We start from the raw sequence: 24,593 nt of genomic DNA on the forward strand, positions 1-24,593 counted from the left end.
CGACCAGGATCACGACGGGGATCAGCCAGACGATGGCCTCGATGGCGAATTCCTTGTACATGGGCGCGCGTCCTTCCGGGGGTGGCGAGCGGCGAGAAGCACGGGAAACCGACGATAGCGTCTGCGCCGCGCCACGGCCAGGACACGCGGTCCCGCCGTACGGCGCGTCCCCCGCGGAGGCGGAGCCGTACGACGGGACGCCTCAGGAGGGGACGGCCGCGCCGACCGTCACGGGCGTGTCGGAGCCCGGCCCCTCGACCACGTCGGCGACCACGCAGGTGATGTTGTCCGGGCCGCCCGCCTCGCAGGCCAGCTCGATCAGCCGGCGGGTCACCTCGTCCAGGTCGTCGACCTCGGCGAGCACCTGGCGCAGCCGCTCGGCCTCCACCACCCCGGAGAGGCCGTCGGAGCACAGCAGGTAGCGGTCGCCGACCTCGGCGTCGCGCAGGGACAGGTCGGGGTCGGGGTTGTCGCCGCCGTCGAGGACCTGCAGCAGGATCGACCGGTGCGGATGCCTGGCGGCCTCCTCGGCGGTGATCCGGCCGTCGTCCATCAGCGTCTGGACCAGGGTGTGGTCGTAGGTGATCTGGTACAGGTCGCCGTCACGGAGCAGGTAGGCGCGGGAGTCGCCGATGTGGGCGAGCGCCACCCGCGGGCCGTCCCACAGCATCAGCGTCAGCGTGGTGCCCATGCCGGTGAGGCTCGGGTCCTCCTCCACCAGCTCCCGCAGACGCTGGTTCGCCTGGCGTACCCCGGCCTCGGCCGTGGCCACGAGATCGTCCGGCTGCTCCCGGTCGAGGGCCGCGACCGCGGTGATGGCCGCCGCGCTGGCGACCTCCCCGCCCACGTGGCCGCCCATTCCGTCGGCGACGGCGAGCAGCCGGGCACCGGCGTACGCCGCGTCCTCATTACCCTGGCGGACCCGGCCGACATCGGAGCCCGCCGCATAACGAAGCGTGATCATCTGCACATCACTGAAAGATCGAGTTGCACGAGCGGGTCGCTTTCCGGGCAGTCGGGACGGGCATGGGGCGAACCATGGTGTTCCACAATCCACCGAACACCATGGTGACGCAAGCGGCCGGAGGAAGTGTTGCCACATCTGTTGACGGCCGCGCTGCACGTAAGCTGTCCCCGTGCCCTTCCGAAGCGTTTCCGAACGGGCCGGCCCCCATCTCACCCCCAGCACGGCGAGGAGAACAGCAATTGACCGCGATCATTGAGGAGGCGGCGCGGCGTCGCACGTTCGCGGTGATCAGCCATCCCGACGCCGGAAAGTCCACCATGACCGAGGCGCTGGCGCTGCACGCGTCGGCGATCACCGAGGCCGGCGCGGTGCACGGCAAGGCCGGCCGCCGCGGCGTCACCTCCGACTGGATGGACATGGAGAAGGCCCGCGGCATCTCCATCACCTCGGCCGCCCTCCGGTTCGAGTACCGGGGCCACATGTTCAACCTCGTCGACACCCCCGGCCATGCCGACTTCTCCGAGGACACCTACCGGGTGCTGGCCGCCGTCGACTGCGCGGTCATGCTGCTCGACGCCGCCAAGGGCATGGAGCCGCAGACGCTGAAGCTGTTCGAGGTCTGCCGCCACCGCCGCATCCCCGTCATCACGTTCGTCAACAAGTGGGACCGCCCCGGCCGCGAGGCGCTGGAGCTGCTGGACGAGATCGAGGAGAAGACCGGTCTGCGGCCCACTCCGATCACCTGGCCGATCGGCACCGGCGGATTCTTCCACGGGGTGATCGACCGCGTCGCCGACCGGGCGGTCCGCTACACCCGCACCCCCGGCGGCGCCACCAAGGCCATCGAGACCGACCTGACCCCCGAGCAGGCCGAGGCCGAGCTGGGCGACGACTGGACCCGGGCCAGCGACGAGGTCGAGCTGCTGGGCGCGATCGGCGCCGACCACGACCAGAAGGCGTTCGAGGGCCACGAGTCCACCCCGGTGCTTTTCGGCGCCGCCCTGAACAACTTCGGCGTCGGCCGCCTGCTCGACGCGATGGTCGACATCGCCCCCGCCCCGGCGCCGCGGCCCGACGCCAAGGACGTCCCGCGTCCCCTTGAGGAGCCGTTCTCCGGGCTGGTCTTCAAGGTGCAGGCCAACATGGACCCCTCGCACCGCGACCGGATCGCGTTCGTCCGCGTCTGCTCGGGGCGCTTCGAGCGCGGCATGGTGCTGACCCACGCCGCGACCGGGCGCCCCTTCGCCACCAAGTACGCCCAGGCGGTCTTCGGCCAGGAACGCGCCACCATCGACGAGGCCTACCCCGGCGACGTCGTCGGCCTGGTGAACGCCACCGCCCTGCGCCCCGGCGACACCCTCTACGATGGCCCGTCGGTCGAGTTCCCGAAGATCCCGAGCTTCGCGCCCGAGCACTTCTGGACCGCCCGCTGCCGCGACGCGGGCCGGGCCAAGCAGTTCCGCAAGGGCATCGAGCAGATGGAGGCCGAGGGCGTCGTCCAGGTGCTGCGCTCCGAGATCCGCGGCGACCAGTCGCCGGTGCTGGCGGCGGTCGGCCCGATGCAGTTCGACGTGGTGAAGCACCGGCTGGCCGGGGAGTTCAACACCGAGATCGCGCTGGATCGGCTCGACTTCAGCCTCGCCCGGATCACCGACGCCGAGTCGGCGCCGATCCTCGCCCGGCAGCGGGGGGTGGAGGTCTTCACGCGCTCCATCGACGGGGAGCTGCTGGCGCTGTTCACCGACGAGTGGCGGATGCGCGGCGTGCTGCGCGACCATCCGGACCTGGTGCTCAAGGCGCTGCTCGCCGACACCCGGGGCTGAGCTTCTCGCGGCGGGCCCGCCGTACGGGGAGTCTTCTCCGTACGGCGGGCTCTTGCGTACGGCGGGCTTCCCTGTGCGGCGGGTTCTTGTGTACGGCGGGCTTCCCTGTGCGGCGGGCTTCTTACGTGCGGCGGGCTTCTCTGTACGGCGGGCTCTTCCGGCGGAAGGTGGGGCGTGGTGCGGCGTGGCCGTACATGGTGGGATATGTCGCCATGAGCACCATCAGATGGGGCATCCTCGCGACCGGCGGGATCGCGGCCACGTTCACCGGAGACCTGAAGCTGCTGCCGGACGCCGAGGTGGTGGCGGTCGGATCACGGACCGCGGAGTCCGCCCGGGCGTTCGCCGACCGGCACGGCATCCCCCGCGCCCACGGAAGCTGGGCCGAACTCGCCGCCGACCCCGACGTGGACATCGTCTACGTCGCCAACACCCAGAACGCCCACTACGACGCCGTGCTGACCTGCCTGAACGCGGGCAAGGCCGTACTGTGCGAGAAGGCGTTCACGCTCAACCGCGTCCAGGCCGCCAAGCTGGTGGACCTCGCCCGCGAGCGCGGGCTGTTCCTCATGGAGGCCATGTGGACGCGCTGCGTCCCGGGCGTCCGGAAGATCGTGGAACTGGTCGAGGACGGTGCGATCGGCCCGGTCGCCTCCGTCCACGCCGACTTCGGGATCCTCGCCTCCGTCGGCCCCGAGCACCGGCTCCGCGACCCGGCGCAGGGCGGGGGAGCCCTCCTCGACCTCGGCGTCTACCCGATCTCCTTCGCCCACCTCCTGCTCGGCGACCCCGCCGAGGTCCGGGCCTGGGCCCGGCTGACCCCCGAGGGCGTGGACGAGAACACCGGCATGGTCCTCGGCTACGACAGCGGCGCGGTGGCGGTGCTGTCCTGCGGCATCACCGCCGCCACCCCGGTCACCGCGACGATCTCCGGCCCGCTCGGCCGGATCGAGGTGCCCGGACCGTTCTTCCGGCCCGACACCTTCGTCCTGCACCGCTCGGAAGCCGAGCCGGAGACCTTCCATGTCCCCTACGAGGGGTCGGGCATGCTGCACGAGGCCGCCGAGGCCATGCGCTGCCTGCGCGAGGGACTGCTGGAGAGCCCGCTGGTGCCCTGGCAGACGACGCTGGACGTGATGGGCGTCATGGACGAGGTCCGTGCCCAGGTGGGGGTGCGTTTCCCGGGCGAATGACCGGCTCGGGCCGTCCGTGTTTCCCGTAGGGCTGAGCAGGGGCTCTCAGCGTTGCGGGGGTTTCCCGGGTGGCCGGACGGGTCGTTCGGCGGGCCCCGTTACGGGGCGTTTCCTTGGGTTCGGGCGGGTCGGTGGTTGCCGGGTCGGTCGTTTGCGCGCGCTGCGGTGGGTGGGTGTTCCGGCCGGCGTTGTGGCTGGGCTCTGGTTCCGACCGGCCTCCGGCCTGGCCTCGGGCGCGGTGGTTGCCGGCGTTTTGAAGCCGGCCGGAACACCCACCCACCTCCGCGCCAAGACTGCTTCGGTCGTACGGCCTGCTCGCCGTAGCTTCTCCCTTTCCGGCCGCCCACGGTCCTCACCGCCGCTGAAGCGTCCCTGACGCTGGTTGCCAGCGGGCCGCCGTAGCCTTGCGGCCACGCTGGCGGGGGAGAGCGCAGGGCCGGGCGCCGTAGCCTCTCCCTCTCGGGCCGCTCACGGTCCCCGCCGTAGCCAACCCCTTCCGGCTGCTCATGGACTCCGCCGTAGTCGCTCCCTTTCGGGGCTCTCATGGTGTCGCCGTGGGGTGTGAAGCGGATGGCGCGCAGAACTTCCCGCAGAGATCAAGAAAGCAGAGAGGAAACGGGGCGAGGAGGGCTTTCAAAGCTTCTTGCGCATCACCGTGCAGGGGCGGCCGTGCTGGAGGTCCGGGCGGTGGTCGAGGACCTCGTAACCCAGGGCGCTCCAGAAGGCGAGGCCCTTGGTGTTGGCGTCGAGTACGGCGAGGCGGACCGCCGTCCGGCCCGCCGCCCGGAAGCGCTCCTCCACGGCGCCCGTCAGCGCCCGGCCGTACCCCGAGCGGTGCATCCGGCCGTCGATCAGCAGCAGGCCGATCCACGGGTCCGGGTCGGCCGGGTTCGGGTGGTGCGCCAGAGTGATCGCGATGCCCGCGAGCGGTCCACCGGCCTCCGTACGGCAGAGCAGCACCTCGGTGTCCGGGTTCACCAGCTCTTCGGAGAGCGAGGCCGAGATCTGCTCCGGCCGGATGTCGTCGGGGTCGGGGAAGTCGCCGCTGATGGCGAAGAACTCCCGGTTGGCGGCGTGGAGGGCGGTCAGCTCGGCGAGCAGCGGCTCCGGAAGCACGCCGTCTCGGGGGGCGGCGAGTGGCTCGATGATCACGAGCAGGCAGCCTACCGACTGTCGGTCAGGCGCCGCCCGACGTCGGCCGTCAGCTTCTCCAGCAAACCGGCGAGCAGGTCGCGTTCGGAGTCGGACAGGCCGCTGACGAGCATGGCCTCCCGGCCGAGCACCGCGTCGACGGAGCGTTCGATGAGGGAGTGGCCCTCGTCCGTCAGGGACACCATGACGGTGCGGCGCCCGGTCGTTCCCGGCGCGCGCCGTACGAGCCCCTCACGTTCGGCTCGGGCGACCCGTTGGGAGATCGCGCCGGCGGTCACGAGCGTCCGGCGGGTGAGCTCGCGGGTGCTGAGGGCGTAGGGCGGTCCGGAGCGGCGGATGACGGACAGCAGGTCGAGGGTCGCCGCGTCGATCCCCGCGGCTCGCAGAACTCTGACGCGGTCGTCCGAGAACAGCTTCGCCAGGCGCCAGATGGGGGTGACGATCTCGATCGAGCCGGTCGGGGTGCCCGGACGCTCCCGCTGCCAGGCGGCCGCGATCTCCGAGGGTGAATGGGTGGGGTCCGAACCACCGGCCATGGACGTCATGTCCGCCATGGTGCGAACCCCCTCGATCATCGCTGGTACGTTTAGATCTAAACGTACCAGCGATGGGGAGGAAGCCTTGACTCGCACCGTGCTCGTCACCGGAGGCACCAGCGGCATCGGCCGGGCCGTCGCCGAGAGGTTCGCCGCAGACCGGGCCGAGGTCTTCGTCACCGGACGCCGCGCCGATCTCGTCGAGAAGACCGCCCTGGACCTCGGGGTGCACGGCGTCGTCTGCGACGCGACCCGGCCCGAACAGGTCGCGGTGCTGGCGGACCGGATCGGCGGAACGCTCGACGTCCTCGTCAACGCGGCCGGCGGTCTGGCCGACGCGGTACCCGACGGTGCTCCGCCCCTGGAGGCGCTACTGGCCCAGTGGCAGGCCGACCTGGCCCAGAACCTGCTCGGCGCGGTGCTGACCACGGCCTCCGTCCGGGAGAGGCTCGGCTCCGGTGGTTCCATCATCAGCATCGGGTCGATCGGGGCCGAGCGCCGGGGTGGTTCCTACGGGGCGGCCAAGGCCGCGCTCGCCGCCTGGAACGCCTCCCTGTCCGCCGAACTCGGCCCCCACGGCATCACCAGCAACGTCATCTCCGCCGGGTACATCGAGGGCACCGACTTCTTCCGCGGCGGGATGACCGAGGAACGCCGCGCCGCGCTCATCGCGGAGACGCAGAACAAGCGGCCCGGCACCCCGTACGACATCGCCGAGACGGTGTACTTCCTCGCCTCCCTCGGCGCCCGGCACATCACCGGCCAGACCATTCACGTCAACGGCGGCGCCTTCACCACCCGATGACCTGCCGGCCGCCGTCCTCACGGCTTCTCTCGTTTCCCGCAGACCGCCTTCCCAGGGTGGGCGGTCCGGGAACGGGCAATCGTGGCAGGCGGAGAGCCTGTGGCTTCCCGGCCCACCGTCAAGGGCGGATCGAGCCGCCGGCGAGGTGAAACCAGACGGCGGTCTCGCCATGTGATGACGGTCGCCCCCTGGCGTGTGCGGTTTCAGCGTTCTGCCCCGGGGGCGGGGTCTGCGCCGTCGTCCTCACCGTCCCGTTAGGAGGACCGGACGTGTAGGGCTCATCGGCGGCGGCCCTTCTGGCGGATCTTGATCTGTCGCATGTCCGTCACCGCGACCTTCAGGAGGTGGTAGGCGTGGCCGTGCGCGTCCAGCGCCGCGACGGCCTTCCGGGTGGCCTCGGGCTCACCGTCGTCGGGACCCGCGGGCACCTGGCAGCGGAAGGTGAAGGCCGCGAAGCTCCCGTCGTGGGTGAAGGCTCCCGTCTCGGTGAAGGCGGCGCCGCCGGCGGTCTGGACGGCGTCGCGCCCGGCGTCGTCCAGGCCGACGAACTTGCCCCGGATCATCACTCGGAACACGGTCAGTCCTTTCGTGTGGCATAGGTGAGAACGCGTTCGCCGAGCACGTCCTCGACGGCGTCGAGCAGTTCCAGCACGGCCTCGGCGATCGTGTCGGGGCTCTGGCCCGCCGAGGTGCGCCGGCCGATCTCCTGCAGCACGAGGGAGTGCAGGGAGCCGAGCTGCCAGGCCACCACGCGGGGGAGTGGGGCGTCCTGGGCGGCCCCGGTCTCCTCTGCGAGCGTGGCGGCGAGCGCGTCGGTCATCTGGGAGCCGAGCTCTTCCAGCCGGGCGGTCAGCGTGGGGGCGGCCCGCATCATCTCCAGGAAGCGGCCGAATCCCTTGGTCAGCCCGAGCCTGCGGTCGCGGCGGCGGGCCTCCTCGCGCAGGTGGTCCAGCACCGCCCGCGCGGCGGACACGCCGGGCGGGCGGGCGCGCACGATGTCGGCGAGCCGCTGGGGGGAGGCCTCGTCCGGTGGCAGGACGAGGTCCTCCTTGGCTTCGAAGTAGTTGTAGACGGTGTTGACCGAGACCTCTGCCGCCGCGGCGACCTCGGCGATGGTGACGTGGTCGAAGCCGCGCTCCACGAACAGGCCGGTGGCCACCTCAGAGATGCGCTGCCGTGTCTGCCGCTTCTTGCGTTCCCGCAACCCCTCCGTCATGGCTGAATTCTAACCACACTGCAAATTTCAAGTCGACTGAAAATTTGCCATGTCCTGTGTTTTTCCCGTCGCCATGTCCACATCCGTCATCCACGCCCAGGGCCCGACCCGGACGTGCCACCTCAGGACCGGCCCGCGCACGCCGTCCGCGAGGTCTTTCCGCGCACTATGTCCGCCCTGCTCGGCGGTGCCCGCCCTCTTCTGCCGCGCCGCCGGATGAGAGAAGGACGCGCACATGACGAACCGAACGCGGACCGGCCTGGCGGGGGCTCAGGGTCGGCTCGTGACGAAGGCGTCCAGGTGGTCCAGGACCCAGGTGCCGAAGTCGGTGGGTAGGCGTCCGAGGGCGCGTTCGACTCCGTCGGTCAGGATGGCGTTGCCCCCGTCCCGGATGATCCTGATGCCCCTGAGCCTGCTCTCCACCATCTCGCCGTCCATTCCGGAGGCGAGCATCTGCTCGCGCACCACGTCGAGCGGAACGTCAACGGTCTTGATCGTGCGTCCCAGCGCCGTCTCCAGCCGAGCTATCTGGTCGGCGAAGCTCAGCAGCTCCGGGCCGGTCAGCGTGTAGGTCTGTTCTTCGTGCTTCGCCGAGACGAGAGCTTCGACCGCGATCTCGGCGATGTCGCGCGGGTCGATGACCCCCTGCGCCGCGGTTCCCGTCATGTTCGGCACGGGCTCGTCGGCGCGCACCGCCGCGGCCCATCGCAGTGCGTTGCCGGCGAAGGCGGACGGCCGCAGCAACGTCCAGCTCATGCCACAGGCGCGCACCGCCTGTTCTCCGGTCCGATGCCAGTGGCCGTCCGTGGCATCGGCCCCGATCGACGAGAGCTTCACCACCTTGCGCGCCCCGGCTGATCGGGCCGCGGCCAGCACCGCCAGGTCGTACCGTTCGGTGGACGGCCCACCCGGAGCCACCAGGAAGACGCCGTCGACCCCGGATACGGCTCTCTCCAGCGACGCCGGATCGTCGAAGTCGCCTGCCACGACCTCGACGCCGGGCGGTGTCCGGGCACGTGAGGGGTCTCGTGTCAACGCGCGGACCGCCTCGCCGCGTGCCGCGATCCGCCGGAGGACCTCACTGCCGATGGTGCCGGTGGCACCGGTGATCAGAATCATGCCCCAGACCCTGCCGCGCGTCGTCCCGGATCGAATAGGAGATTCCGGCACCGAGCACATGACAGGGTCGTTCGTTCCGATGGCGGATAGCGTGAAGCACGTGAGTGCGACGTGGGGTCACGAGATACCCGTTCCAGGCGCTCTGCGGCCCTGGGTGTCCGACGTCCGGGGTGTGACCGCCGACGCCGACCAAGGAGTCCTGACGCATCCGCCGGAGGCTTCCACGGCACTTGTGTTTCGCGTACTGGACGACCGGCACGGTGACCTGATGGTCGTCGGCCCCCGTACCCGTGCCCGGTACCACCGGGGCAAGCACGTGCCTTTCGGCATTCGGCTCCGTATCCGGCCGAGCCGGGCTTCGCTGCTGCTGGGTGTGCCGGTCGGTGAGCTTGTCGACCAAGCCGTTCCGTTGCGGGATCTCTGGGGAACCCCGGGTGATCGTCTGACTCATGAACTGGCCGGACTCGGCCCCGATCACATGTCGGTCCTCAAGCGGATCGAGGCGGAGTTCCTGGCCCGCATTTCCCTCGCGGCACCGGGCGACCTGTCGCGAAGCGACCTCGTTCAGGCCGCGATCGCAGGACTGTCCACGAGCACCGGTGCGCGACCCGAGCCGGTACCCGCCATCGCACGACGGCTCGGCGTCAGCGAGCGCCACCTGCGTGATCTCTTCAACAGAGCGGTCGGCGTGTCACCGAAACGCTTCGCGCGCATCGAACGCCTGCGAACCGTACTCGCTCGTGCCCGTACCGGTTCGTGGGCCAGGCTCGCCGTCGAAGCGGGGTACTACGACCAGTCGCACCTTACGGGAGAGTTTCGCGAAGCGATGGGCGTGCCTCCCGGCTCGTTCGTCACCGGACACCTGCCCGCCCCCACTCCGTGCGGGACCTCACGCCCCCTCGGGCCTTCCCGCGGGGACCCGTACGGTCCCCGCCGCGGTCGCCACCCCTGAACGGCTGACAGTACGACCGCCGGGAGCGAGAGCGGCGGGGGAGCGGGGCTCAGGGGGAGGTGAGGATCAGGGAGGCGTTGTGGCCGCCGAAGCCGAAGGCGTTGGCCAGCGCCGCCGACACCCGGCCCCGGCGGGGGCCGCCCGTGACCACGTCGAGCTTGACCTCGGGGTCGAGGTCGTCCAGGTTCCGGACGGCCGGGACCACCCCGTCGCGGATCGAGAGGATCGCGGAGATCGCCCCCATCGCCCCGGCGGCTCCGCACATGTGGCCGGTCATCGACTTGGTCGCGGTGACCGCCGGGTGCGTCCCGATCGCCTCGGCGATGGAGCGGGCCTCGGTCACGTCCCCGGGCGGGGTGGAGGTGGCGTGGGCGTGCACGTGGTCGATGTCGAGCGGGCTCAGCCCGGCGGATGACAGGGCCGCCCGGATGGCGCGCATCTGCCCCTCCGGGTCGCCGGCGGTGATGTGGTAGGCGTCGGACGTGACGCCCGCGCCGGCCAGCGCCGCGTACGCGCGGGCCCCGCGAGCCGCGGCGAACTCCGCGCGCTCCAGCACCACGAGGGCGGCCCCCTCTCCGAGAACGAAGCCGTCCCGTGCCGCGTCGAAGGGCCGCGACGCCTCCTCGGGCGCGTCGTTGCGGGTGGAGAGCGCCTTGGCCTGGGCGAAGCCGGCGATGGTGAGCGGGTGGACGCACGCCTCGGCTCCGCCCGCGATGACGACGTCGGCGCGGCCGAGCCGGATGAGGTCCAGGCCCATCGCGATCGCCTCGGACCCCGAGGCGCAGGCGCTCACCGGGGTGTGGGCACCCGCTCGGGCGCCGAACTCCATGCTGACCACCGCGGCGGGACCGTTGGGCATCAGCATCGGGACGGTGTACGGCGAGACCCGCCGCGCCCCGGTGGTCCTGCGGACCTCGTCCTGGGCGAGGGTGCTCAGCACCCCGCCGACCCCGGTGCCCACGACCACGGCCAGGCGCTCGGGATCCGTCTCCGGAGCTCCGGCGTCGGCCCACGCCTCACGTGCGGCGACCAGGGCGATCTGCTGGCAGCGGTCCAGCCGCCGGGCCTGGACCCGGTCCAGCACCTCGGTGGGCTCCACCCGCAGCCGGCCCGCGATCCGCACCGGCAGACCGTCCGCCCACTCCTCCTCGATGAGCCCGATGCCCGACCGCCCCGCCAGCAGGGCGGCCCAGGCGGATGCCACGTCACCCCCCACCGGCGTCGTCGCGCCCAGCCCCGTGACCACCACGTCGGTCCTGCCGTCCGCCATCAATGCCCCCTTCACCGTGGAGACGCGGAGACACCACTTTGGAAGCCGCGCGTCCCGAACCGGACTCCACGCTGCCAGAACGACGGCCCACCGGTCGGGTGGGACGATCGACGAAGATGACGGGCCAAAGTTTGTCGGAAACGTTCATGATTACCCTCCCGCGCCCCGTCTCTCCGGCCTTGATCCCCCTTCGGGACCCGCCGGCAGGAGGGCGCGATGCCGAGGGCTCAATGCGACGCCCCGGCCACCCTGTACCGGCGAACCGGCCCCGGTTGCCGGTCCGGCGGGTGACGCTCCACATGGAGGACGGCGGATGCCGTCCACTCACGGATCAGGCTTGGGCGGTCTTGACGGCGGACAGGTCGAACTCAAGCGTGATCTTGTCGGAGATCATCACGCCGCCGGTCTCCAGAGCCGCGTTGTAGGTGATGCCGAAGTCCTTGCGGTTGATCACCGTACTGCCCTCGAAGCCGACCCGGGTCAGGCCCTGGGCGTCGACGGCGGTGCCGGTGTACTCCAGGGGGAAGGTGATCTGCCGGGTCACGCCCCGGATCGTGAGCTGCCCGGTGACCTCGAACCCGTCGCCGTCCACGTGCTTGACGGCGGTGGAGTCGAAGGTGATGTGGGGGTGGGCGGCGGCGTCCAGGAAGTCGCCGGTGCGCAGGTGGTCGTCACGGATCTGGCTGCCGGTCTGGATCCCGGTCACGTCGAGCACCACATGGACGGTGGAAGCGGCGGGATTGGCGGCGTCCAGGGAGGCGGTGGCCTCGTGGACGGGGATGCTGCCGCGCACCTTGGTCACCATGGCATGACGGGCGACGAAGCCGAAGCGGCTGTGGGCGGGGTCGACGGTGTAGGCACCGGTGAGCCGGCTGGGGAACATGATGACTCCATATCCGCATTTATTTCAGCGCTGTAAGGTTCGGCGCGACGCTATCGGCACTTACTTCAGTGCGCAACATTCCAGTAGGGTGACTTCTGTGACCCGATGGCTCAACGACGAGGAGCAGCACGCCTGGCGGACCTTCGGCCTGGCCACCCGCCTCCTGACCGACCGCCTGGAACGTGACCTGCTGGCCGCGGCCGACATGCCGCCCACCTACTACGAGCTGCTGGTCCTGCTCTCGGAGGCGCCCGAGCGCACCATGCGCATGAGCGAGCTGGCGCACTGGACCAACTCCAAACCCAGCCGCATCTCCCACGCGATCAACAAGCTCGAACAGAAGGGCTGGGTGCGCAGGCAGCACCACACCGGCGATCGGCGCGGCTGGCTGGCCGTCCTCACCGACGACGGGCTCGACGCGCTCCGGGTCGCGGCCCCGCGGCATACGGAGAGCGTCCGTGAGCACCTGATCGACCTGCTGACCCCTGAACAGCTGCGGCAACTCGCGGACATCGGCCAGGTCCTCCTCGACCACCTGACCGACCGGGACTCCCGGTGACCGCCCAAGCCGACCGAACAGCGGCCTGAGGTAAGCCGCCCTCTCGCCCGCCACCTTGCTCCCCTGCCACCCTGCTCCCCGCACCTTGCTTTCCGCGGGAAAGGCCCTCCTCATGGGAGGCGCTCCCCATGAGGAGAACCCCGAGCAACCCGAAGGGAGTGGCTGCGGCGGGGACGGTGAGCGGCCCGAAAGGGAGAGGCCGAGGACCGCGAACGACCCGAAAAGGAGCGGCTACGGCGGGGACCGTGGGCGGCCAGAAAGGGAGCGGCTACGGCGCCCGGCCCTGCGCTCTCCCCCGTCAGTGTGGCCGCAAGGCTACGGCGACCCGCCCTGAGCCAGGAGCAACGGGTCGCTTCAGCATCGGCGAGGACCGTGGGCCGGCGGAAAGAGAGCGGCTACGGCGAGCACGCCGTACGAACGAAGCAGGCATGGCGCGGAGGTGGGTGGGTGTTCCGGCCGGCTTCAAAACGCCGGAAACCACCGCGCCCGAGGCCAGGCCGGAGGCCGGAGACCACCGGAGCCCAGCCACAACGCCGGCCGGAACACCCACCCGCCGCAGCGCGAACCGCCGACCAGCCCGGCAACCACCGGCCCGCCCGAACCCAGGAAAACATCGCCAAGCGGGAAAAGCCCCAGCCTGAACGGCCGGAACACCCACCGCAGCGCGCACCACCCACCAACCCGGCAACCACCGACCCGCCCAAGCCAAGGGAAGCGCCCCGCAGCGCGAACCATTCCAGCCCAGCCCCACGGGAAACGTCCCGCGATGTGAAAGACCCGAGCCCGAAGCGCGGAGCCCGCCCAAGGAGCGTCAGACCCGCTCCCAGTCGTGGCGTTCCAGGAAGTCGCGCCCGCCCGTGGCGTACTCGGCGAAGGCGGTGCGGACCGCCTCCAGGTCGGGCACGTGGGTGCGGAACATCAGGTCCCGGCCGCTGTCCTTGTATTCCAGCTCGTAACCGGTTATCTCCGGAGAGACCTGGATGAAGTGTGAGCCGAAGACGACCAGCGCGGTGAACGGGTTCTGCGGCGACAGGGTGGCCAGGGCGTCGTGGACCAGCCCGAGGTCGGGATCGACGACGATCATCCCGTCGCCCGTGTGCAGTTGCATGCCCGCGTAGACGCCCAGGGGCGCCAGGTTGTGGACGAGCCCGCGCTGCGGGTCGTAGCAGACCAGCCCGCACTCGCGGGCCAGGGCGAAGACCTCGCCGGACACCTCGTCGGCCCGCTCCGGTTCCACGGTGACCAGGGCGAACTCCGGGGAGACCTGCTCGGCCCCGGCCAGTTGCGCGGCGAACGCCGTCACCTGGGGATGCGACTCGACGGCATCGGGCTCCCCGCGGTGGAGCGCGTGGTAGGCGCGCTCCGCGCGCTCCCTGCTGATCGGCTCGGGTTCGTACCAGACGGCCAGTTCGAAGCTCACCGTCTTATGGTCCTACAGGCGGCCTCCAGGCCGGACCGGCGCCACGGTCCTCGAACGCTCGAACCGGCCGGCGAGGACCGGCCGGCGAGGATCGATCGGCGAGGACCGGCCGGTAGGGACCGACCGGCGACGACCGACCGGGGAAACGGCCCGGAAGCGGGCGGGAAGCGGCCGATGACGGGAAGCGCCCGGGAACCGGCGGGACCGGAACGCCACCCGGCCCCGTGCCGGGCGTCAGACCGGCGGCTTGTCGGCCGCGCGGACCGCCGACAGCTCCACGGTGCAGAACGCGCAACGGCTCGCCTCGACAGGGATGTCGCTGCGGCACTCCGGGCACTTCTTCTCGGTCGCCTCCTTGTCCCGGTCGAAGAAGGAGATCAGCCGGGTCATCGGCATCACGACCAGCCAGTAGATCACCGAGGCGATGATCAGGAAGCTCAGCAGGTGGTTGATGAAGTCGCCGTACATGAACTTCGCGCCGTTGACCGTGAAGTAGTACTGCGAGAAGTCCGGCTCCCGGCCGCCGGTGATCGCCGCGAGCAGCGGGGTGATCAGATCCTTGACCAGCGCCTGCACCAGCCCGCTGAAGGTGGCTCCGACGACGACCGCGACGGCCAGTTCGACGAGGTTTCCTCTCATGAGGAACTTCTTGAATCCGCTCATCCTCGCGTCCTCCACTCGTGAGACCGCTCGGAACTACCCGGGCGTCAGGCGGCAAACGTCAGAAAGCCCTTGCCGCAGTGGTCACCCCGATCCGGGAAATCCCCTGAAAGCCCCGCGAATCCGGACGAGACCGTCCACTACTATCGGCCCGATCCATGAAGAGGTGACCGATGGAATTTCGCGTGCTGGGGCCGGCCGGTGCGACGGCCGACGACGGGACGCCGCTGGACATCGGGCCCCATCAGCAGCGGGCTGTACTGGCCCTGTGCGTGCTCGCCGCGCCTCGCCCGGTGGCCCCGGCCCGGCTGATCGATGCGCTCTGGGAGGACGGCCCGCCGCCCGGGGCGGTCAACACCCTCCAGGCGTACATCTCCAAGCTCCGCCGCGCGTTCGAGCCCGGCAGGCCGCGCAGGGTGCCGCCCCGGGTCCTGGTCAGCAGGGCCGGCGGTTACGCCCTGGACGTCCCGGCGGCCCGGATCGACCTGGGCAGGGCGCGTGAGCAGGCCGCCGAGGGGCGGCGCGCGCTGGGCGACGGTGACCACGAGGACGCGGCGCGGAGGTTCCGTTCGGCGCTGGGGGAGTGGCGCGGGGAGCCGCTGGCGGACTTCGGGGCCGACGGCTGGGCGGCGGACGAGATCGCCCGCCTGACCGATTTCCGGCTGGCGCTGGAGGAGGACGCGGCCGAGGCCGAGCTCGCCCTCGGCCGGGGCGCGGCGCTGAGCGGCGGCCTCACCCGGCTGGTGGCCGCGCACCCGTTCCGGGAACGGCTGCGCACCCTCGGCGCCCACGCGCTCTACCAGGCCGGGCGGCAGGCGGACGCGCTGGCCGTGCTCGCCGAGGGCCGCCGCCTGCTGGTGGAGGAGATGGGGCTGGACCCCGATCCACGGTCCCGGGAGATGGAGCGGCGCATCCTCGCCCAGGACCCCGCCCTCACCCCCCGAACCCCGGCGACGACCCCCCGGGTCCCGGCGGCCACCTCCTGGATCCCGGCGACGACCTCCCGGACCCCGGTGACCACCTCCCGGGCCCCGGCGACGCCCCTCACCGAGCCGCGGACCCGGCTGGTCGGCCGGGACGCCGAGATCGGGGCGCTGGAGGAGTCGGTCACCGGGGACGGGCACCGGGTGGTGCTGCTGGCCGGGGAGCCGGGGATCGGCAAGACCAGCCTCGCCGAGTGGGCGGCCGGGACGGCGCGGGCGCGGGGGCACCGGGTGGCGTGGGGCCGCTGCTGGGACGGGGTCGGCGCGCCGCCGTTCTGGCCGTGGACGCAGGCCGTACGGGATCTGACGGACGGGGACGGGGACGGGGACGGCGGGACCGGACGGCTTCCGTCGCCGCCCGACGGAACCGCGCATCCCCAGCCCGCCGGATCATCGTTGCCCGCCGGGACCGGCCAGTTCCAGCGGTACGAGGCGTTCGCCCGGCTGATCGACGGGCACGGCCGCGTCCTGGTCGTCCTCGACGACCTGCAGTGGGCGGACGCGTCCTCGCTGCGGCTGCTGGAGTTCCTGGCCTCCACCCGGCTCTGCCCGCGGCTGACCGTGGTGGCGACCTACCGCGACACCGACGTGCGGCCCGGCGGCCCGCTCGCGCAGGCGCTCGGCGCGCTGACGCGGCTGCCGAACGTGCGGCGGCTCGCGCTGCGGGGGCTGGGGGAGGCCGAGGTGCGCGCCTACCTCGCCGGCGCCGGGGCCGACCCGGACCGGGCCGCCGAGATGGGCAGGCTGACCGCGGGCAACCCGTTCTTCCTGGGCGAGGTGCTGCGCCTCGGGCGGGCGCCGCAGGAGCTGTCGGACGTGGTGCGCGGCCGGCTGGCCGGTCTGCCGCCGGACACCGAGGAGGTGCTGACCGTCGCGGCGCTGGTCGGCCGGGAGGTGGAGGCGGACGTCCTGGTGGCGGTGTCGGAGGTGCCCGAGGAGCGGGTGCTGGACATCCTCGACGCCGCCGTCCGGGCCCGGCTGCTGGCCGAGGGCGACGGGCCGGCCTGCCGGTTCGTCCACGACATCGTCCGTGACGCGCTGCGCGACGGCCTGCCGCCGCTGCGGCGCCGTCGCCTGCACGGCCGGATCGCGGAGGTGCTGGAGCGGCGGAGCCCGACCCGCCTGACGGAGATCGCGCACCACTACCGGGAGAGCGTCGTCAACGACCGTACGGCGGGCAAGGCCGTCGGCCACACCCGCCGCGCCGCGGCCCAGGCGATGGCGCAGTTCGCCCCGGAGGACGCGGCGGAGCTGCTGGAACTGGCGCTCGCCGTGGCCGGCGGCCGCCCGGCGCCCGACGGCGCCCTGCGCTGCGATCTGCTGCTCGACCTGGCCGAGGCGCAGATGGCGGCGGGGATGAGCATCGAGGCCCACGCCTCCCTGGAGGCCGCCGCCGGGATCGCCGAGCGGCTCGACGACGGCAGTCGGCTGGCCAGGGCGGTGCTGGGTTTCTCCGATCCGATCCACCTGGCCATGTACGAGGAGATGACCGGCATCGACCGGCTCGCCGAGCGGGTCGGGCGGGTCCTCGGCTCCGGCCTGGCCGGGGACTCGCCGTGGCGGGCCCGGCTCCTGGCCGCCGCCGCGACGACCGGTTTCGCGACCCGGCCGGTGGAGCGCAGCGCGGAGCTCGCGTGGGAGGCGGTGGGGCTGGCCCGCCGTACCGGCGACGACCGCGCCCTGGCCAACGCGCTGGTCGCCCTGGTGATCGTGCTCCGGCACGGCCGTGACCACGACGCCCGGCGGGCGGCGGCGGAGGAGATCGTGGAGATCGGGCGCCGCACCGGCGACCTGGCCGTGGAGTGGCTGGGCCGGGAGTCCGCCTACGTCGAGCGGGTCGCCCGGGACGGCATCGCCGGGGCCGCGGAGCCGCTGGCCTGGCTCAGGGAGACGGCCGGGCGGCTCCGGCTGCCCTCGATGGTCTCGCTGGCCGCCTGGCAGGCCGCGATCCACGCCTACCTCGACGGGCGCCCCGACGACGCCCTGGCCGCGGCCGAGGAGTCGGCGGCGGCCCACCCGCAGGGGGCGCTGGGCCGCGACGACGCCCGCCTGCGCGGCGGCGTCTTCCGTTTCCTGGCGCTGCGGGGGCGGGGCGAGCCCGCCGCGGCGCTGGCGGTGGCCGGCGAGATGCTCGCCCTGCGCCCCGGCCAGTGGCCCTGGCTGCTGCTGCGCTGCCTGGCCCTGGCCGACCTCGGCCGGACCGGCGAGGCCCGCGAGGTCTTCGCCGGCCTCGCCCGGGACGGGTTCGCCGTGCTCGGCCCCGGCCTGGCCCACCGGTTCGCGGCGGACGCCGCCGCCGAGCTCTGCCTGGTGCTCGGCGAGGCGGACGCCGGCCGGGACCTGTACGGCAGGCTCGCCCCGGACGCCGGCCGGCTGGTGGGCTGGTCGGTCGCGGACCTGTGCCTGGCGCGGCTCGCGCTGCTCGCGGGCGACCGGGAGCGGGCCGGGGCGCACCTGCGGGCGGCCGGGGAGTTCGTCGCCGCGGCGGGCCTGCGCGGGTACGGGCCGGCCCTGCGCGCCCTGCGCGACCGGCTCGCCGTACCCGTGCCCGGAGCCGGAGCCGGAGCCGGAGCCGGGGACCGCGCCGCCGGGTGAATGCGTCCGGGGAGCGGGCACCGGCGCCGATGTGCTCGCGCTCGCGCCGTGGGCCGGTGAGCCCGCCCGGGGAGCGGGCGGCCGCGCGCGACACACCGGGACGGAACGCGCCCGTACCGAAACCCACGCCTTAGCCTGCCCACAACGGTGCTCGACCTGAACGGCCTGGTCGTGGGGGTCTCCACGCCGGTCCGGGACGCGTAGGAGCCTTGGACGCCGCGCGCGGCGCACTTCAAAGTGACAAGGGTGGGAAATGCGTGCATGACCTGGGGAAGACAGGGCATGTCTTCCCACCGCTGAAGGGGCGGTGTGATGATTGAGATCTGGCCGGGGGACCCGTACCCCCTGGGGGCCACATACGACGGCGCGGGGACCAACTTCGCGCTCTTCACCGAGGTCGCCGAGCGCGTCGAGCTGTGCCTGTTCGACGACGACGGCGAGGAGACCCGGGTCGCCCTCACCGAGGTCGAGGGGCATGTCTGGCACGGGTACCTGCCGGGCGTCTCTCCCGGGCAGCGGTACGGCTACCGCGTCCACGGGCCCTACGACCCGGCGAACGGGCAACGGTGCAACCCCGCCAAGCTCCTGCTCGACCCGTACGCCAAGGCGATCGACGGGGACGTGAAGTGGGACGAGGCGGTCTACGGCTACCGCTTCGGCCAGCCCGACAGCCGCAACGACGCGGACTCGGCGCCGTTCATGCCGAAGTCGGTCGTCATCAACCCCTTCTTCGGGTGGGGCCACGACCGGCCGCCGGCGACGCCGTACCACGACACGGTGATCTACGAGGCGCACGTCAAGGGCCTGACGATCAACCACCCGAAGATCCCGGAGCGGATCCGGGGCACGTACGCGGCCCTCGGCCACCCGGAGATCATCGACCACCTCACCGGGCTGGGCGTGACGGCGCTGGAGCTCATGCCGGTGCACCAGTTCGTCACCGACCACATCCTGATGGACCGGGGCCTGACGAACTACTGGGGCTACAACACCATCGGGTTCTTCGCCCCGCACAACGCCTACTCCAGCACCGGCCAGCGCGGCGGCCAGGTGATGGAGTTCAAGGCCATGGTCAAGGCGCTGCACGCGGCGAACATCGAGGTGATCCTCGACGTGGTCTACAACCACACCGCCGAGGGCAACCACCTGGGTCCGACGCTGAGCATGCGCGGCATCGACAACGCCGCCTACTACCGGCTCGTCGACGACGACAAGCGCTACTACATGGACACCACGGGCACCGGCAACAGCCTGTTCATGCGGTCCCCGCACGCACTGCAGATGATCATGGACTCGCTGCGCTACTGGGTCACCGAGATGCACGTGGACGGGTTCCGGTTCGACCTGGCCGCGACCCTGGCGCGCGAGCTGCACGAGGTGGACCGGCTGAGCGCCTTCTTCGACCTGGTGCAGCAGGACCCGGTGCTGTCGCGGGTCAAGCTGATCGCCGAGCCGTGGGACGTCGGGCCGGGCGGCTACCAGGTCGGCAACTTCCCGGCCCGGTGGACCGAGTGGAACGGCCGCTACCGTGACACGATCCGCGACCTGTGGCGGGGCGAGCCGGCCGCGCTGCCGGAGTTCGCCTCCCGGCTGACCGGCTCCAGCGACCTCTACCAGGACGACAGCCGCCGCCCGGCCGCCTCGATCAACTTTGTGACCTGCCACGACGGGTTCACCCTGCAGGACCTGGTGTCCTACAACGGCAAGCACAACGAGGCCAACGGCGAGCACAACCGCGACGGCACCGACGACAACCGGTCGTGGAACTGCGGCGCGGAGGGGCCGGCCTCGCTGGACGTCGAGTCGCTGCGCGAGCAGCAGAAGCGCAACTTCCTGACCACGCTGTTCCTGTCCCAGGGCGTGCCGATGATCTCCCACGGGGACGAGCTGGGGCGCACGCAGCGGGGCAACAACAACGTCTACTGCCAGGACAACGATCTGAGCTGGGTCGACTGGTCGGACGTCCGGGAGAACTGGCTGCTGCTGGAGTTCACCCAGAAGCTGGCCAGGCTCCGCGCCGGCCACCCGGTGTTCCGCCGCCGCCGCTTCTTCTACGGCCGGCCGGTGCGCGGCTCGGGCGACAGCCTCAGCGACATCGAGTGGTTCACCCCGCTGGGCGAGAAGATGACCGACGCCGACTGGAACGTGGGATACGCCAGGTCGCTGGCGGTCTTCCTGAACGGCGACGCCATCACCGAGCCCGACCGGCGGGGGCGGCGGATCAGGGACGACTCGTTCCTGCTGCTGTTCAACGCCCATCACGATGTCATCGGGTTCACCATTCCCAAGGACTACGGGGAGATGTGGATGACAGAGATCGACACGGCCATGCCGATCACGGTGGACACCCGGATCTGCCGGGCCGGGGAAGAGGTGCCGGTGACCGGACGGTCGGTGAGGGTGCTGCGCCGTGTCTGACCCCACCGTCTCCTCCGCGACCGCGTCCGTCGCGCCCGGGCCCGCCGTGGCCGGGCCCGCGGCCCCCCGCTCCACCTACCGGATCCAGCTCACCCCCGACTTCGGCTTCGCCGACGTGGCCGCCCTGGCCCCCTACCTGCGGGACCTGGGGGTCGATCACGTCTACCTGTCGCCGATCCTGCAGGCCGACCCGCCCTCGCGGCACGGCTACGACGTGACCGACCACTCCAGGATCCGCGAGGAGTTCGGCGGGATCGACGGGCTGCGGGCGATGGCGGCGACGCTGGCCGGGCACGGCATCGGCGTCGTGGTGGACATCGTGCCCAACCACATGACGGTCCCGGTCCCGGAGTCGGGCAACCCGGCGCTGTGGTCGGTGCTCAAGGAGGGGCGGGCCTCGCCGTACGGGCGGTGGTTCGACATCGACTGGAGCGACGGCAGGGTCGCGATGCCCGTGATCGGCGACGACGTCGAGCCGGCCCCCGACGGCGACGTGCTGCGCTACCACGACCACGTCTTCCCGCTGCCCGACACCCACTACCGGCTGGTCGACTGGCGCCAGGGCCCCGGCTACCGGCGGTTCTTCGACGTCTCCTCGCTGATCGGGCTGCGGGTGGAGGACCCCGAGGTGTTCGAGGCCACGCACGAGGTGATCCTCGGCCTGGTGCGCGAGGGCCTCGTCCAGGGGCTGCGGGTGGACCACCCCGACGGGCTGGCCGACCCGCGCGGCTACCTGGCGCGGCTGCGCCGCGAGTCGGGGGTGTGGACGGTCGCCGAGAAGATCCTGGTGGGGGAGGAGCGGCTGCCCGCCGACTGGGACTGCGACGGCACCACCGGCTACGACGTGCTCAACCGGATCACCGGGCTGTTCGTCGATCCGGCCGGGGCCGAGCCGCTGACCGAGCTGTTCACCGCCCGCACCGGCGTGCCGCGCGACTACGCCGAGGTGGTCAGGCGGTCCAAGCGGCACGTCATCGACCTGTTCTTCCGCGCCGAGGTGGACCGCCTGAACGCGCTGCTCGGCGCGGACCGCGAGACGCTGGTGGAGCTGCTGGTCGCGATGCCGGTCTACCGGGCCTACGTGGTGCCCGGGGAGCCCGTCCCGGCCGCCTCCGCCGCGATCGTCGAGGAGGCCGGGAAGATCGCCGCGGCCCATCTGCCCGAGGGCGCGCCGGTGGAGGAGGTCGTCGGGAAGGTCCTCAACGGCCCGCCGGAGGCGGTCGTGCGCTTCCAGCAGCTCTGCGGGCCGGTGATGGCCAAGGGGGTGGAGGACACCGCGCTGTACCGGTGGTACCCGCTGTCCTGCCTGAACGAGGTGGGCGGTGAGCCCGACCGGTTCGGCGGGACCGTCGCCGCCTTCCACGACTTCTGCCGGGAGCTCCGGCCCGGCACGATGACGACGCTGTCCACGCACGACACCAAGCGCTCCGAGGACGTCCGCGCCCGGCTGGCCGTGCTGTCGGAGATCCCCGAGGAGTGGGCGGCGGCGGTCGCGGACTGGTCGGGCCGGGTCTCCTTCGACCCGTCGCTCGACCACCTGGCCTGGCAGAACCTCATGGCGGCCTGGCCGATCAGCGAGGAGAGGTTCTTCGAGTACCTGTTCAAGGCGGCCAGGGAGGCCAAGACCGCGATCTCCTGGGCCACGCCCGACCCGGCCTACGAGGAGGGCCTGCGCGACTTCGTCCACCGGGCGATCGAGGAGTGCGGCGAGTCCGTCGCGCGGTTCGCCGCCCGGATCGAGCCCCACGCCCGGTCCAACTCTCTCGGCCAGAAGCTCGTCCAGCTCATGCTGCCCGGCGTGCCCGACGTCTACTGGGGCAACGAGATCACCGACTTCTCCCTGGTGGACCCGGACAACCGCCGCCCGGTCGACTTCGCGCTGCGCCGCCGGATGCTGGCCGGGGAGGCGGAGGGGGCCTCGGACTGGGACGCCGCCAAGCTGGCCGTCACCCGCGAGGCGCTGAACCTGCGCCGGCGGCTGGACCCCGCGCTGCCGTACGTCCCGATGGAGGCCGGGGAGCACGCCGTGGCCTTCGCCCGCGGCGACCGCGCCGTGGCCGTCGTCACCCGGCTCCCGGTCGGCCTGGAGCGGCGCGGCGGCTGGGGGGACGAGATGGTCGATCTGCCGCCCGGCTCGTGGCGCGACCTGCTGTCCGGCGTACGGCACACCGGGCGGATCTCGCTCGGCCACCTGCTCGCGACCCGGCCGGTGGCGCTGCTGGAGAGGGAGTGAACGGCGTGTCCGAAGTGCGGGCGCCCGAGGTTCCGGAGAGGGAGTGAACGGCGTGTTCGAGGTCTGGGCCCCCGCGGCGACGGCGGTGGACGTGGTGATCGGGGATGTCCGCCACTCGATGGACGCCGCGGGCGGCGGCTGGTGGACCGCGGAGGTGGTCGGGGCCGGCCACGGCACCGACTACCGGTTCAGCGTCGACGGCGGCGACCCGATGCCGGACCCGCGCAGCCGCTGGCAGCCCGAGGGGATCTTCGGCCCGAGCCGGGTGTACGACCACGACCGGTTCGCCTGGAACGACGACCTGTGGCGGGGGCGGAGCCTGCCCGGCTCGGTGATCTACGAGCTGCACGTCGGCGCCTTCACCCCCGCCGGGACCTTCGACGCGGCGGCCGGCAGGCTCGACCACCTCGTCGAGCTGGGGGTCGACTTCGTGGAGCTCATGCCGGTGCCGCCGGTGCCGGGGACGCGCAACTGGGGCTACGACGGGGTGGACCTGTGGGCCGTCACCGACGACTACGGCGGTCCGGACGGGCTCAAGCGGTTCGTGGACGCCTGCCACCTGCGGGGCCTCGGGGTGATCCTCGACGTCGTCTACAACCACCTCGGCCCGTCGGGGAACTTCCTGGCGCCGTTCGGCCCCTATTTCCACGACAGCGCCGCCTCCTTCTGGGGGCAGGCGGTCAACCTGGACGGCCCCGGCTCCGACGAGGTGCGCCGCTACTTCATCGAGAACGCGTTGCAGTGGCTGCGCGACTACCACGTCGACGGCCTGCGGCTGGACGCCGTGCACGCGCTGCACGACAGGAGGGCGGTCCACTTCCTGGAGGAGCTGTCGGCCGAGGTGGACGCGCTGTCGGCGGCCGTGGGCAGGCCGCTGACGCTCATCGCCGAGTCCGACCTCAACGACCCCCGGCTGATGACCCCGCGTGAGGCCGGCGGGTACGGCCTGGCCGCCGCCTGGAACGACGACGTCCACCACGCCCTGCACGTGGCGGTGACCGGGGAACGGCACGGCTACTACGACGACTTCGCCGGGGCGCTGCCCAAGGTGCTGACCTGCGCCTATCTCCACGACGGCACTTTTTCGTCCTTCCGGGGCCGCTCGCACGGCCGCCCGGCGCGGCACGTCCCGGGGCACCGGTTCGTCTGCGCGGCGCAGAACCACGACCAGATCGGCAACCGCGCCGAGGGCGACCGGATGCCGGCCGAGGCGCTGCGGCTGGCCGCCGGGCTGCTGCTGACCTCGCCGTTCACCCCGATGCTGTTCATGGGTGAGGAGTGGGGCGCGAGCACGCCGTTCCTGTTCTTCACCGACCATGTCGAGCCGCACCTGCGGGAGGGGGAGGCCGACCGGCGGCGCCGGGAGTTCGTCGGCTTCGGCTACGACGACTGGGCGGAGCGGGCCCCCGACCCGGGTGAGGAGACGACGTTCCTGCGCTCCAAGCTCGACTGGAGCGAGCTGGACCGGGACGCCCACCGGGCGCACCTCGACTGGTACCGGGCGCTGATCGCGCTGCGCAAGGCGCATCCGGAGCTGTCGGACCCCCGGCTGGACCGGGTCCGGGTGGACCACGGCGACGGCTGGCTGGTCGTCCACCGGGGGCCGTGCCAGGTCGCGGCCAACCTCGGCCAGGTCGCGCTCACCGTACGGCTCGCACCAGGTCAGGTGCTGCTGGCCTCCGACCCGAAGGTCACCGCCGAGGGTGAGGAGCTGTTCCTGCCGCCGCGCTCCCTGGCGATCGTCAAGGCCGGCTGACCGTCCGGGGGCCGGGGCGCCGGTCATGACGCCGCCCGGCGCGTCCGGGGTCT

General features: G+C 72.1%; 19 protein-coding genes. 9 read left to right on the forward strand and 10 right to left on the reverse strand.

Going from position 1 to position 24,593, the window contains the following annotated elements; genetic code table 11:
- Nucleotides 1–202 precede the first annotated feature (202 nt).
- On the reverse strand, nt 203–964 hold the full coding sequence (locus IEZ10_RS08295) for a PP2C family protein-serine/threonine phosphatase (protein ID WP_179819276.1): 762 nt from the start codon (nt 962–964) through the stop codon (nt 203–205).
- Between the two features lie 209 nt (nt 965–1,173).
- Between IEZ10_RS08295 and IEZ10_RS08300 the strand changes: the two genes are divergently transcribed.
- On the forward strand, nt 1,174–2,790 hold the full coding sequence (locus IEZ10_RS08300; protein ID WP_373287384.1) for a peptide chain release factor 3: 1,617 nt from the start codon (nt 1,174–1,176) through the stop codon (nt 2,788–2,790).
- A 212-nt stretch (nt 2,791–3,002) separates the two neighbouring features.
- Nucleotides 3,003–3,983 carry a Gfo/Idh/MocA family protein gene (locus IEZ10_RS08305; protein WP_229811066.1) on the forward strand — a complete coding sequence of 327 codons (981 nt, stop codon included), beginning with the start codon at nt 3,003–3,005 and terminating at the stop codon, nt 3,981–3,983.
- Nucleotides 3,984–4,616: 633 nt separating this feature from the next.
- Here the strand turns inward: IEZ10_RS08305 and IEZ10_RS08310 are convergent.
- Nucleotides 4,617–5,135, reverse strand: coding sequence for a GNAT family N-acetyltransferase (locus tag IEZ10_RS08310; protein ID WP_189245899.1), 519 nt, complete (start codon nt 5,133–5,135; stop codon nt 4,617–4,619).
- A gap of 11 nt (nt 5,136–5,146) precedes the next feature.
- A complete protein-coding gene (locus tag IEZ10_RS08315) occupies nt 5,147–5,710 on the reverse strand; it encodes a MarR family winged helix-turn-helix transcriptional regulator (RefSeq protein WP_229811067.1) in 564 nt (187 codons plus the stop codon).
- 46 nt (nt 5,711–5,756) lie between these two features.
- Between IEZ10_RS08315 and IEZ10_RS08320 the strand changes: the two genes are divergently transcribed.
- Nucleotides 5,757–6,476, forward strand: coding sequence for an SDR family NAD(P)-dependent oxidoreductase (locus tag IEZ10_RS08320; RefSeq protein WP_189245900.1), 720 nt, complete (start codon nt 5,757–5,759; stop codon nt 6,474–6,476).
- 278 nt (nt 6,477–6,754) lie between these two features.
- Here the strand turns inward: IEZ10_RS08320 and IEZ10_RS08325 are convergent, their stop codons facing one another.
- From IEZ10_RS08325 to IEZ10_RS08335, 3 genes are all read right to left on the reverse strand, one after another.
- Nucleotides 6,755–7,051 carry a DUF6204 family protein gene (locus tag IEZ10_RS08325; protein WP_189245901.1) on the reverse strand — a complete coding sequence of 99 codons (297 nt, stop codon included), beginning with the start codon at nt 7,049–7,051 and terminating at the stop codon, nt 6,755–6,757.
- Between the two features lie 2 nt (nt 7,052–7,053).
- Nucleotides 7,054–7,692 (reverse strand): TetR/AcrR family transcriptional regulator, encoded by a 639-nt coding sequence (locus IEZ10_RS08330; protein WP_189245902.1) that lies wholly within the window; start codon nt 7,690–7,692, stop codon nt 7,054–7,056.
- A 270-nt stretch (nt 7,693–7,962) separates the two neighbouring features.
- Nucleotides 7,963–8,811, reverse strand: a complete 849-nt coding sequence (locus tag IEZ10_RS08335; RefSeq protein ID WP_189245903.1) for an NAD(P)H-binding protein — start codon at nt 8,809–8,811, stop codon at nt 7,963–7,965.
- Between the two features lie 172 nt (nt 8,812–8,983).
- On the opposite strand from IEZ10_RS08335, the gene IEZ10_RS08340 reads away from it, so the two are divergent.
- The gene (locus tag IEZ10_RS08340; protein WP_229811068.1) at nt 8,984–9,763 is read left to right on the forward strand and encodes a helix-turn-helix transcriptional regulator; all 780 of its coding nucleotides are present in this window, start codon (nt 8,984–8,986) and stop codon (nt 9,761–9,763) included.
- Nucleotides 9,764–9,812: 49 nt separating this feature from the next.
- Here the strand turns inward: IEZ10_RS08340 and IEZ10_RS08345 are convergent, their stop codons facing one another.
- Both IEZ10_RS08345 and IEZ10_RS08350 read right to left on the reverse strand, forming a co-directional pair.
- Nucleotides 9,813–11,033, reverse strand: a complete 1,221-nt coding sequence (locus tag IEZ10_RS08345; RefSeq protein ID WP_189245904.1) for a beta-ketoacyl-[acyl-carrier-protein] synthase family protein — start codon at nt 11,031–11,033, stop codon at nt 9,813–9,815.
- A 331-nt stretch (nt 11,034–11,364) separates the two neighbouring features.
- The gene (locus IEZ10_RS08350; RefSeq protein WP_189245905.1) at nt 11,365–11,916 is read right to left on the reverse strand and encodes a YceI family protein; all 552 of its coding nucleotides are present in this window, start codon (nt 11,914–11,916) and stop codon (nt 11,365–11,367) included.
- A gap of 97 nt (nt 11,917–12,013) precedes the next feature.
- On the opposite strand from IEZ10_RS08350, the gene IEZ10_RS08355 reads away from it, so the two are divergent.
- Nucleotides 12,014–12,475, forward strand: a complete 462-nt coding sequence (locus IEZ10_RS08355) for a MarR family winged helix-turn-helix transcriptional regulator (protein ID WP_229811069.1) — start codon at nt 12,014–12,016, stop codon at nt 12,473–12,475.
- A gap of 811 nt (nt 12,476–13,286) precedes the next feature.
- Here the strand turns inward: IEZ10_RS08355 and IEZ10_RS08360 are convergent.
- Together IEZ10_RS08360 and mscL are read right to left on the reverse strand one after the other, a co-directional pair.
- The gene (locus IEZ10_RS08360) at nt 13,287–13,895 is read right to left on the reverse strand and encodes a hypothetical protein (RefSeq protein WP_189245906.1); all 609 of its coding nucleotides are present in this window, start codon (nt 13,893–13,895) and stop codon (nt 13,287–13,289) included.
- Nucleotides 13,896–14,129: 234 nt separating this feature from the next.
- Nucleotides 14,130–14,558: a large conductance mechanosensitive channel protein MscL gene (mscL, locus tag IEZ10_RS08365; RefSeq protein WP_189245907.1), complete on the reverse strand. Its 429-nt coding sequence runs from the start codon at nt 14,556–14,558 to the stop codon at nt 14,130–14,132.
- A 170-nt stretch (nt 14,559–14,728) separates the two neighbouring features.
- Between mscL and IEZ10_RS08370 the strand changes: the two genes are divergently transcribed.
- The 4 genes from IEZ10_RS08370 (at nt 14,729) to treZ (ending at nt 24,540) form a co-directional block, all read left to right on the forward strand.
- Nucleotides 14,729–18,133, forward strand: coding sequence for an ATP-binding protein (locus IEZ10_RS08370; RefSeq protein WP_189245908.1), 3,405 nt, complete (start codon nt 14,729–14,731; stop codon nt 18,131–18,133).
- A gap of 312 nt (nt 18,134–18,445) precedes the next feature.
- Nucleotides 18,446–20,551: a glycogen debranching protein GlgX gene (gene glgX / locus IEZ10_RS08375; protein ID WP_189245909.1), complete on the forward strand. Its 2,106-nt coding sequence runs from the start codon at nt 18,446–18,448 to the stop codon at nt 20,549–20,551.
- Entirely contained in the window at nt 20,544–22,784 is a 2,241-nt protein-coding gene (treY, locus tag IEZ10_RS08380; protein WP_229811070.1) for a malto-oligosyltrehalose synthase, read from the forward strand. Before glgX ends, treY begins: the two co-directional genes overlap by 8 nt.
- Nucleotides 22,785–22,836: 52 nt before the next feature.
- A complete protein-coding gene (gene treZ, locus IEZ10_RS08385; RefSeq protein ID WP_189245910.1) occupies nt 22,837–24,540 on the forward strand; it encodes a malto-oligosyltrehalose trehalohydrolase in 1,704 nt (567 codons plus the stop codon).
- Nucleotides 24,541–24,593: the final 53 nt, after the last annotated feature.

It is taken from the genome of Streptosporangium pseudovulgare, assembly GCF_014648055.1.
In the GTDB taxonomy this organism is placed as follows: Bacteria; Actinomycetota; Actinomycetes; order Streptosporangiales; family Streptosporangiaceae; genus Streptosporangium; species Streptosporangium pseudovulgare.

Excerpts from the sequence above, each read along its gene's own strand:
- IEZ10_RS08295 (WP_179819276.1), bottom strand. The coding sequence starts at position 964 with ATGATCACGCTTCGTTATGCGGCGGGCTCCGATGTCGGCCGGGTCCGC.
- IEZ10_RS08305 (WP_229811066.1), top strand. The coding sequence starts at position 3,003 with ATGAGCACCATCAGATGGGGCATCCTCGCGACCGGCGGGATCGCGGCC.
- IEZ10_RS08315 (WP_229811067.1), bottom strand. The coding sequence starts at position 5,710 with ATGATCGAGGGGGTTCGCACCATGGCGGACATGACGTCCATGGCCGGT.
- IEZ10_RS08330 (WP_189245902.1), bottom strand. The coding sequence starts at position 7,692 with ATGACGGAGGGGTTGCGGGAACGCAAGAAGCGGCAGACACGGCAGCGC.
- IEZ10_RS08335 (WP_189245903.1), bottom strand. The coding sequence starts at position 8,811 with ATGATTCTGATCACCGGTGCCACCGGCACCATCGGCAGTGAGGTCCTC.
- IEZ10_RS08345 (WP_189245904.1), bottom strand. The coding sequence starts at position 11,033 with ATGGCGGACGGCAGGACCGACGTGGTGGTCACGGGGCTGGGCGCGACG.
- IEZ10_RS08350 (WP_189245905.1), bottom strand. The coding sequence starts at position 11,916 with ATGTTCCCCAGCCGGCTCACCGGTGCCTACACCGTCGACCCCGCCCAC.
- mscL (WP_189245907.1), bottom strand. The coding sequence starts at position 14,558 with ATGAGCGGATTCAAGAAGTTCCTCATGAGAGGAAACCTCGTCGAACTG.
- IEZ10_RS08370 (WP_189245908.1), top strand. The coding sequence starts at position 14,729 with ATGGAATTTCGCGTGCTGGGGCCGGCCGGTGCGACGGCCGACGACGGG.
- glgX (WP_189245909.1), top strand. The coding sequence starts at position 18,446 with ATGATTGAGATCTGGCCGGGGGACCCGTACCCCCTGGGGGCCACATAC.